9 protein-coding genes are annotated in these 9,037 nt (G+C 71.9%); 7 read left to right on the top strand and 2 right to left on the bottom strand.

What is annotated here, in order from left to right; translation table 11 throughout:
- Positions 1–31: 31 nt before the first annotated feature.
- Positions 32–691: an FMN reductase gene (locus ABD350_RS20625; protein WP_344349683.1), complete on the top strand. Its 660-nt coding sequence runs from the start codon at positions 32–34 to the stop codon at positions 689–691.
- 590 nt (positions 692–1,281) lie between these two features.
- Here ABD350_RS20625 and ABD350_RS20620 read toward each other — a convergent pair.
- Positions 1,282–1,620: a GNAT family N-acetyltransferase gene (locus tag ABD350_RS20620; protein ID WP_344349682.1), complete on the bottom strand. Its 339-nt coding sequence runs from the start codon at positions 1,618–1,620 to the stop codon at positions 1,282–1,284.
- Positions 1,621–1,684: 64 nt separating this feature from the next.
- Positions 1,685–2,521: an alpha/beta fold hydrolase gene (locus ABD350_RS20615; RefSeq protein ID WP_344349681.1), complete on the bottom strand. Its 837-nt coding sequence runs from the start codon at positions 2,519–2,521 to the stop codon at positions 1,685–1,687.
- Between the two features lie 397 nt (positions 2,522–2,918).
- Between ABD350_RS20615 and ABD350_RS20610 the strand changes: the two genes are divergently transcribed.
- The 6 genes from ABD350_RS20610 (at position 2,919) to ABD350_RS20585 (ending at position 9,022) form a co-directional block, all read left to right on the top strand.
- Positions 2,919–4,799, top strand: coding sequence for an amidohydrolase (locus ABD350_RS20610; protein ID WP_344349690.1), 1,881 nt, complete (start codon positions 2,919–2,921; stop codon positions 4,797–4,799).
- Positions 4,800–4,911: 112 nt separating this feature from the next.
- Positions 4,912–5,574, top strand: a complete 663-nt coding sequence (locus tag ABD350_RS20605) for a hydrolase (RefSeq protein WP_344349689.1) — start codon at positions 4,912–4,914, stop codon at positions 5,572–5,574.
- A gap of 51 nt (positions 5,575–5,625) precedes the next feature.
- Positions 5,626–6,162 (top strand): DoxX family protein, encoded by a 537-nt coding sequence (locus ABD350_RS20600; protein ID WP_344349680.1) that lies wholly within the window; start codon positions 5,626–5,628, stop codon positions 6,160–6,162.
- Positions 6,143–6,880 (top strand): YoaK family protein, encoded by a 738-nt coding sequence (locus tag ABD350_RS20595; protein ID WP_344349679.1) that lies wholly within the window; start codon positions 6,143–6,145, stop codon positions 6,878–6,880. The genes ABD350_RS20600 and ABD350_RS20595 overlap by 20 nt, the downstream gene beginning before the upstream one ends.
- Complete coding sequence (locus ABD350_RS20590; protein WP_344349678.1) at positions 6,877–8,487, top strand: MFS transporter; 1,611 nt, start codon at positions 6,877–6,879, stop codon at positions 8,485–8,487. Before ABD350_RS20595 ends, ABD350_RS20590 begins: the two co-directional genes overlap by 4 nt.
- A gap of 97 nt (positions 8,488–8,584) precedes the next feature.
- Entirely contained in the window at positions 8,585–9,022 is a 438-nt protein-coding gene (locus ABD350_RS20585) for a universal stress protein (RefSeq protein ID WP_344349677.1), read from the top strand.
- Positions 9,023–9,037: the final 15 nt, after the last annotated feature.

Below are 9,037 nucleotides of genomic sequence, written 5' to 3'. Positions count from 1 at the left end.
TCACCGCCGCCGCACGCAAGGAGGCCGCCGCATGAGGCTCGTCGTCGTCTCGGCGGGACTGAGCGTCCCGTCCTCCACCCGACTGCTCGGCGACCGCCTCGCCACCGTAGCCGCGCCGGCCGCGACCGCCCCGGAGCCCGCCCCCGCCGATGTCCAGGTGGTCGAACTCCGCGACCTGGCCGAGGAGATCGCGCACACCTTCACCAACGGCTTCCCCGGGCCGGGGCTGTCCGCCGCCTTCGACACCGTGCGCGCGGCCGACGGCCTGATCGTCGTCACCCCGGTGTTCTCCGCCTCCTACAGCGGGCTGTTCAAGTCCTTCTTCGACGCGCTCAGCGGCACCGACGACAACGCCCTCACCGGCAAGCCCGTCCTGATCGCGGCCACCGGCGGCACCGCCCGTCACTCACTGGTCCTCGAACACGCCCTGCGTCCCCTGTTCGCCTATCTGAAGGCCGTCGTCGTCCCCACCGGCGTCTACGCCGCCTCCGAGGACTGGGGCGCCGCGGGGCTGGCCGAGCGGATCGACCGGGCGGCCGGGGAACTGGCGGCCCTCATGGCCGGGTCGACGACCGGCGGCTCATCGCCGCGGCGCGACTCCTTCGAGTACGTCACCCCGTTCGAGGAACGCCTCGCCGCGCTGAGCGGTGGGCCCGGCGCCGCCGAGGCGGACCCCGTCTCGGAGACGTGACCAGGTAGTGAAGAGCGCTGATCAGCCGCTCGGCCGTCGCCGCAGAGCCTTTCCCGCGTATCGCGTGTCGCATGTCGCATGTCGGGCGGCGGCTCCGTCCGGAGTCCGCAACCGCTTCCGCTTCCGCTTCCCGGGGAGGGTGTGCGGCCGCCGAGCGGCGCCATCGCCCTCCGGTTCGCTCCGACCTGGTGGCGGGCCGGTCCGGGGCGGGGCGGGCGCGCACTGGATCGTCCCGGTACGGCCCCGGTGCGCCGGGCGCGCTGCGGCGTCACGCCGACGGACCGGCGGCGGCCCGGCGGCCGAGGTACAGCTCCCGTTCGGCCCGACGTATGTCTCCGGCCGGTACGACCTCGACAAAGCCGTCCGGCACGTGGGCATCGGGGCGGCTCTTCCCGGGAGTTCGCCGGTGCTGCGGGCCCGCGCGCTCCCGGCGGAACCGCGCGAGGACGCCGGGCCGCCCGGGGAGGCTGCCGGAACTCGACACCTCCCAAGGCGGCCCGGCGACGCCGACCGTACTCCTCACCCGGACCCGGGTGCCGCCGGCCGAGCGCTCGCTTGAGGTGGCCGGCGGCCTCCGATCGGCCAGGCGATCAGGCCAGTTCCCGTTCCAGCCACTGGAGGACCTCGGGGGTCACCGGGTCGGTTATGTCCTCGAAACCCTCGTGTCCCGCCAGGTACTTGGCCACATACGGGCACACCGGAACGATGCGCTTGCCCGCCTCGCGCACATCGGTCAGCGCTTCACGGACCAGTTGCGCTGCCAGTCCCTGGCCGGCGAAGGCAGGGTCGACTTCCGTGTGGAAGAAAACCCTTTGCTCACCCCTGTCGCGGAATGCCGTCAAGCCGGCCCGCTTGCCGTCCACGAGAATCTCGTAGCGGTGCCGGTCGTCCACCCGCTCGACGGTCGGAGTGGCGGAATGCTGGGTCATCGGATTCCTTATGGTCGGCGCGGTTCGATGGCGCGCGGGTTGACACGGGATGTGCGACGCCGGATCACTTCCGCAGGAACGACAGGAGAGCGGCGTTGACCTCCTCGGCGTGGGTCCACAGCAGACCGTGCGGGGCGCCTTCGATCTCGACGTAGTCCGCGGACGGCAGCGCCTTGTGGAACGGCCGCGCGGTGCCCTCGACGGGCAGGATGCGGTCACCCGTTCCGTGCAGGATGAGCGCCGGCACGTCGATGGCGGGGATGTCGGCCCGGAAGTCCGTGTACCAGGTCGCGGGCGCGGCGGCCGCCGCGAAGAAGCCGCCGCCCGCGGAGACGTTCCAGCTGTTGCGCACGGCCTCCTCGCTGATCCTCGTGCCGAGGTTCTCGTCGAGGTTGTAGAAGTCCTGGTAGAAGCTGGTGTAGTACGCGTAGCGGTCCGCCTTGACGGCCGCGACGACACCGTCGAAGAACTCCTTCGGGGCCACCCCGTCCGGGTTGTCGTCGCTCTTGAGCAGGCAGGGCTCCAGCGAGGCCAGGAAGGCGACCTTGGCGACCCGGCCGGAGCCGTAGGAGGCCACGTACCGGGCGACTTCGCCGGTGCCCATCGAGAACCCGACGAGAACGGCGTCCCGCAGGTCCAGGGTCTCCATCACGGTGTTCAGGTCGGCCGCGAACGTGTCGTAGTCGTAGCCGGTCGTCGGCTGGCTGGACTGCCCGAAACCGCGGCGGTCGTAGGTGATCACACGGTAACCGGCGTCCAGGAGCACGGCGCTCTGCCGCTCCCACGAGTGACCGTCGAGCGGGAAGCCGTGAATGAGGACGACCGGCTGCCCGGTCCCGTGGTCCTCGTAGTACAGGTCGATGATGGTGGAGTTTTCCTCGCCCACGGTGATGAACGGCATGCGTGGTTACCTCGTTCGCGAATAACTGTCGGGGAACTCCGCCACGCTAGGCCGGGCTCCGTCGCCCCGCTTGCCGCCCAACGCACCACTGCTTGCCCTCGGACGCACGGAGCGCGGACGCACGGAGCGCGGACGCACGGAGCGCGGACGCACAGGTCGCGGACGCGCCGATCGCCGACGCGCGGATCGCCGGCCTGGCGGAACAGTGCGCTACCAGGCAAAGCGCAGTGCGCTCACCACAAAACGGGGCGGGACGGACCGGCATAACGTGACTGGCGAAGCGGCCGCGGTACGGCCCTGTGTGCACCTCGCCGGCATCGTCTCCGGCTTGAGCGCGCGACCTTGACCCAGATCCCACCTTGTTCGTCCCGCAGGAGGTTGTCGAAAGGTGTCCACGATGCCGGTCGGCGGGCTGATTCCCCGCGCCACCGACGACGCGGCGGACCTCGTCGTCCGCAACGCCAAGATCCACACCGGTGATCCCCGCCTCCCGCAGGCCGAGGCGATCGCCATCCGCGACGGTGTCATCACCACCGTCGGCGGTGACAAGGACGTGGCCGACCAGGTCGGGCCGGCCACGAGGGTGGTGGACGCGCTGGGCCGGCGGATGATCCCCGGTCTCAACGACGCTCATCTGCACGTGATCCGCGGCGGCCTCAACTACGTACTGGAACTGCGCTGGGACGGCGTCCGCTCGCTGCGCCAGGGCCTGGCCATGCTGCGCGAGCAGGCGGGCCGCACGCCCAAGGGCCAGTGGGTGCGGGTGGTGGGCGGCTGGTCGGCCGATCAGTTCGCCGAACGGCGGCTGCCCACCGTCGCCGAACTGAACGCCGCCGCACCGGACACCCCGGTCTTCGTCCTGCACCTGTACCAGTCCGCGATCCTCAACCGGGCGGCTCTGAAGGCGGTGGGCTACGACAGGCACACCCCCGATCCGCGGGGTGGCCAGATCATGCGCGGCCGTGACGGAGAACCCACGGGCATGCTGCTGGCGGCGCCGAGCGCCCTGATCCTCTACTCGACGCTGGCCAAGGCGCCGGTGCTGGACGAGGAGCACAGGAAGACGTCCACGCGTCACTTCCTGCGGGAGCTGAACCGGTTCGGGCTCACCTCCGCCATCGACGCGGCCGGCGGGTTCCAGAACTTCCCCGACAACTACGAGACGGTCACGCAGCTGGCCAGGGAAGGCGAGCTGTCCCTGCGCATCGCCTACCACCTGTTCCCGCAGACCGCGGGCCAGGAGATCGACGACCTCACCCGCTGGATCGGCATGGTCCGCCCCGAGGACGGCGACGAATGGCTCCGCCTCAACGGCGCCGGCGAGAACCTCACCTGGGCGGCGGCGGACTTCGAGAACTTCGCCGAGCCGCGCCCCGAACACGCCCCCGACTACGAGGTGGAGTTCGAGAAGGCGGTGCGTCTCCTCATGGAGAACGGCTGGGGGTTCCGGCTGCACGCCACCTACGACGAGACCATCCGCCGCGACCTGGCCGTGTTCGAGAAGCTCGCCGCGGAAGGCCTCTTCCCGGGCGGCAACCGGTGGCTGTTCGACCACGCGGAGACCGTGTCGGCCGACAGCCTCGACCGTATCGTCGCCCTCGGCGGGGCCATGTCGGTGCAGAACCGGCTGTCCTTCCAGGGCGAGGCGTTCGTCCGCCGCTACGGGATCGGGGCCGCCGCCGACGCGCCGCCGATCCGCGCCATGCTGGGCCGGGGCCTGACCGTGGGCGCCGGCACCGACGCCACCCGCGTCTCCTCGTACAACCCGTGGGTCGCGCTGCACTGGCTGGTCACCGGCCGGACGGTCGGCGACCTGACCATCCACCCGCCGCACAACCGGGTCGACCGGGAGACGGCGCTGGAGATGTTCACCACGGCCGGTGCCGCGCTCACCGGCGAGCAGGACCGCAAGGGCGTCCTGCGCCCGGGTTACCTCGGCGACCTCACCGTGCTGTCGGAGGACTACTTCACGGTGCCCGATGCCGGCATCCCGCACATCGAGGCGCTGGTGACGGTCGTCGGCGGCCGGATCGTGTACGCCGCCGGCGAGTACGAGGGCATCGACGAACTGCTGCCGCCCGTGACCCCCGAGTGGAGCCCGGTGGCGCACTTCGGCGGCTACCAGGCGAGCCCGGCACAGGCCAGGCCGGGAGTCCGCCAGGCCGAACTCCTCGGCGAGGCCGCCGCCGAGTCGGAGCTGCACCGCCAGTGGCGCGCCCGCCGCGGCCTCGTACCCGAGACCGACAGCCCGGTCTTCGACCCCTGCTTCTCGCTCTGACCCTGCTTCTCGCTCCGAGCCGGGCGCATCGCCACCGCCTGGCCCCGAGATCTTCCCTCCCGCGTCGCGGACGGCCGTCCGCGACCGACACCCTTTGATGAAAGGCATACTCATGGTCGACATCGCCAACGTCACCGCGGCTCCCAGCCCGGACCTGCTGACTCCCGACAACTGCGCGGTACTGTTCGTGGACCACCAGCCGCAGATGTTCTTCGGCACGGGCAGCGGCGACCGCACCGCGATCATCAACGCGACCGTCGGTCTGGCGAAGGCCGCCAAGGTCTTCGACGTTCCCGTGGTCCTGAGCACCGTGGCCGCCGAGTCCTTCTCGGGCCCGCTCATGCCGCAGCTCGCGGACGTCTTCCCCGGTCAGACGATCGTCGACCGCACCACGATGAACGCCTGGGAGGACGAGGCCTTCGTCGAGGCCGTCAAGGCCACCGGCCGCAAGAAGCTCGTCATCGCCGGTCTGTGGACCGAGGTCTGCGTGGTGCTGCCCGCGCTGTCGGCGCTCGCCCAGGGCTACGAGGTGTACGTCGTCACCGACGCGTCCGGCGGCGTCAGCCCGCAGGCCCACGAGCACGCCGTGCAGCGGATGGTCCAGGCCGGCGTGGTGCCGGTGACCTGGGTGCAGGTGCTGCTGGAGCTCCAGCGTGACTGGGCGCGTACGGAGACGTACCTGCCGGTCATGGACGTCGTGAAGGAGAACGGCGGCACCTACGGTCTCGGCGTCGTCTACGCCCAGACGGTCATCGGCGAGCACGCCGCGGGCTGACCCGGTCCAAAAGATCGACAACGGACGTCAGGAACAGGCGGACACATCGCTATGAACAGCGGATTGCTGGTGCTCCGGCTGGTGGTGGGACTGCTCATCGCCGGGCACGGAGTGCAGAAGGTCAGTTACCGGCTGGGCGGCAACGGCCTGGCCGGCGGAACCGAGGAGTTCCGCCGGGACGGCTTCCGCGGCGGCAGGCTCACCGCGCTCGCCGCGGGCGGCAGCCAGATCGGTGCCGGCCTGTTCCTGGCGGCCGGGCTCCTCACCCCGCTGGCGGCCATGGCCGCCATGGGCGTGATGACCGTGGCCGGCACCGTCAAGTGGCACAAGGGGCTGTGGGTCCAGAACGACGGCTACGAGTACCCGCTGGTCCTCGTCACCGCCGCCGCGGCCCTGGCCCTGACCGGCCCTGGCCACTGGTCCCTCGACCACCTCCTCGGGCCGGTCCCGTGGCCGCTGTGGGTCTCCCTCGCGGCGATCGTCATCGGCCCGGGCAGCGGACTGATCACCCGGATCGTGCTGAACGAGCCCGCCACCGGGAGCGGGACGACGAAAGAAGGGACGCGGCATGCGCAGGCTGCTGACTGACGCCGCCCACACACTCGTGCCGCCGAAGGGCGACCGGCACGGTCCCCTGCCGCCGCTGATGCTGGTGCTGACGGTGGTGACCGGCCTCATCGATGCCGTGAGCTATCTGGCGCTCGGGCGGGTCTTCGTCGCCAACATGACCGGCAACGTGGTCTTCCTGGGCTTCGCCCTGGCAGGCGCGCCCGGCCTGTCCGTACCCGCGTCCCTCGTCTCGATGGTGTCCTTCCTCGTCGGGGCGCTGGCGGGAGGGCGGTTCGGCACCCGGTTCGCCGCACACCGCGGCCGGCTGCTGACCGCGACGACCGCCCTGCAGGCCGTACTGGTCGCCGGCACGGTGGGCACACTGCTCCTCACGCACGGCGAGGTGACCGGTCCGGCCCGCTACACCCTGATCGTGCTGCTCGGCATCGCCATGGGCATGCAGAACGCGGTGGCGCGACGGCTCGGGGTGCCGGACCTGACGACCACCGTGCTGACCCTCACCCTGACCGGGCTGGCCGCGGACTCCTCCCCGGCCGGCGGGCCGACCCCCCGGCCCGGCCGGCGCATCCTCTCCGTCCTCGCCATGTTCCTCGGCGCCCTGGTGGGAGCCCTGCTCCTGGAACACGTCGACCTCCTCCCCATCCTGGTCCTCGCCCTGCTGCTGCTCGCCGTCACCTCGGTGGCCGCCCACCGCCTGTCGGCCGCCGACCCCGACTGGACCAGGCCTGCCGCATGAGGCTCTCGCACGACTCGGCCTGGGCGCCCCTCGCGGCGCGTGTCTTCCGCGCGCTGTGGATCGCGCAACTGGTCTCCAACACGGGCACCTGGATGCAGACGGTCGGCGCCCAGTGGCTGCTCGTCGGGCACGGCGCCGCGCTGGTGACGCTGGTGCAGACCGCCTCCAGCCTCCCCGTCGTCCTGCTCGCGCTGCCCTCCGGTGTGCTGGCCGACCGCTACGACCGGCGCGGGGTGCTCCTGGTCGCCCAGTTCGCCATGCTCGCCGTCTCCACCGCGCTGACGGTGCTCGCGTTCCAGGGTGCTCTCACCCCGGGCGCCCTCCTCGGTCTCACCTTCCTGCTCGGCTGCGGCACCGCGCTGATGGGCCCGGCCTGGCAGGCGATCCAGCCCGAGCTGGTGGAGCGCGTGCAGCTGGGGCAGGCGGCGGCGCTGGGGGCCGTGAACATGAACCTGGCCCGCGCCGTGGGCCCGGCCCTCGGCGGCGCGGTGGTGGCGGCGGCCGGCGCGGGCTGGGTATTCGCCTTCAACGCCCTGTCCTACCTGGGCATCGCGTCGGTCCTGCTGCTGTGGCGGCGGCCCGCCACGCGACAGCCCGTGGCCCGCGGCGAGGGACTCCTGGCCGCCGTGCAGGCCGGCCGCCGCTACGTCTGGCACGCCCCCGGCGTGCGCCGGGTCCTGCTGCGCACGGCCCTGTTCATCCCGGGTGGAGCCGCCCTGTGGTCGCTTCTTCCCCTGGTGGCGAGCCGTTCCCTGGGACTGGGCTCGGGCGGGTACGGGCTCCTGCTCGGCGTCGTCGGCGTCGGCGCGGTGGGCGGCGCCTTCGCCCTGCCCGTGATCCGGCGGAAACTGGGAGCCAACGGCACCCTCGCGGCCGGGGCGGCGGTCTTCGCCGTGACGCTGGCGGTGCTGGCCCTCACGCGCACCCCCTGGCTCGCGGTGGCTGCCCTGCTGCCCGCGGGTCTGGCCTGGATCGGCGTCCTGTCCACCCTCAACGCCGCTGTCCAGCAGCGGCTGCCCGGCTGGGTCAGGGGCCGGGGTCTCGCGATCTACCTCGTGGTCTTCCAGGGCGGGCAGGCGCTGACCGCGCCTTTGTGGGGGGCGCTGGTCGACGGCGTGGGGCTGACCCCCGCCCTGCTGACCGGCGCCGGGCTCCTGGTGGGCAGTGCCCTGAGCGTGCGCTGGTGGCCCTTGCACCACACGGACGGCGTCGATCCCAGCCCCTCCGCCCACTGGCCCGTACCGCCCCTGGTGTTCGAACCCGGGCCGCGGGACGGACCGGTGCTCGTCTCCGTCACCTACCGGGTCGCCCCGGCGGACCGGGCCGCCTTCACCGACCGTATGCGGCACGTGGCCCGTTCCCGGCGCCGTACCGGAGCCGTGACCTGGGGGCTCTTCCAGGACGGCGGCGACCCCGAACGGTTCATCGAGAACTATCTGGTCGCCTCGTGGTCGGAGCACCTGGCCCAGCACCGGGGCCGGCTCACGGCGAACGACCGCCGTTTCGAGGAAGAGGCGCGGAAGCTGCTCGTAGAAGGCACCTCCCCCGAGGTGACCCACGCCTTCGACGCCGCCGCCGGCCCCATGGTCCACGGCCCGGGGGCCTGACGCCTCCCGCACCGCCGAGGCACCTGCACCTCACCACGCACGCACCTCAACCACGTACGCACCTCACAAGGAACGCACCAGCAAAAGGATGGAAGCAATGTTTCAGCGCATTCTCGTCGCGGTTGATCCCAGCCCGGCCCGCCACTCCGTGATCCGCCTGGCGGGTGACATGGCCCGGCTGACCGGTGCCAAGGTCCGTGTTCTGCACATCGCTCCCTCCACGGCGACGATGGCCGCCGTGGTCTCCCTGGAGGACGACTCGGAAGCCAAGGCCATCCTCGACGAGGCGGTCGCCGGGCTGCGTGACGCGGGCGTCGGGGCGGACGGCACCGTCGTCGGCGCGCTGACGACTCAGATCGCCACCACCATCTCGTCCGCCGCCGCGGAATGGCAGGCCGACCTGCTGATCCTCAGCCCTCACCACCGCGGATCTCTCGAAGCGCTCGTCCACCCGCGAGTCAGCGACGCCGTGGCCCACAGCAGCCGTATAGCGGTACTCCTGGCACCCGAGGACGGCTCCGGCGACCAGCGCTGACGAGAGCGGCACCAG

Source organism: Streptomyces nogalater, assembly GCF_039532885.1.
Classification (GTDB): Bacteria; Actinomycetota; Actinomycetes; order Streptomycetales; family Streptomycetaceae; genus Streptomyces; species Streptomyces nogalater.
The sequence above is the reverse complement of the archived record's forward strand: the minus strand, read 5'-3'. Positions and strand labels throughout refer to the sequence as shown.

What these genes read in the sequence shown, in the direction of transcription:
- ABD350_RS20605 (WP_344349689.1), top strand. Translation starts at nt 4,912, where the DNA reads ATGGTCGACATCGCCAACGTCACCGCGGCTCCCAGCCCGGACCTGCTG.
- ABD350_RS20620 (WP_344349682.1), bottom strand. Translation starts at nt 1,620, where the DNA reads ATGACCCAGCATTCCGCCACTCCGACCGTCGAGCGGGTGGACGACCGG.
- ABD350_RS20590 (WP_344349678.1), top strand. Translation starts at nt 6,877, where the DNA reads ATGAGGCTCTCGCACGACTCGGCCTGGGCGCCCCTCGCGGCGCGTGTC.
- ABD350_RS20625 (WP_344349683.1), top strand. Translation starts at nt 32, where the DNA reads ATGAGGCTCGTCGTCGTCTCGGCGGGACTGAGCGTCCCGTCCTCCACC.
- ABD350_RS20595 (WP_344349679.1), top strand. Translation starts at nt 6,143, where the DNA reads ATGCGCAGGCTGCTGACTGACGCCGCCCACACACTCGTGCCGCCGAAG.
- ABD350_RS20615 (WP_344349681.1), bottom strand. Translation starts at nt 2,521, where the DNA reads ATGCCGTTCATCACCGTGGGCGAGGAAAACTCCACCATCATCGACCTG.
- ABD350_RS20600 (WP_344349680.1), top strand. Translation starts at nt 5,626, where the DNA reads ATGAACAGCGGATTGCTGGTGCTCCGGCTGGTGGTGGGACTGCTCATC.
- ABD350_RS20585 (WP_344349677.1), top strand. Translation starts at nt 8,585, where the DNA reads ATGTTTCAGCGCATTCTCGTCGCGGTTGATCCCAGCCCGGCCCGCCAC.
- ABD350_RS20610 (WP_344349690.1), top strand. Translation starts at nt 2,919, where the DNA reads ATGCCGGTCGGCGGGCTGATTCCCCGCGCCACCGACGACGCGGCGGAC.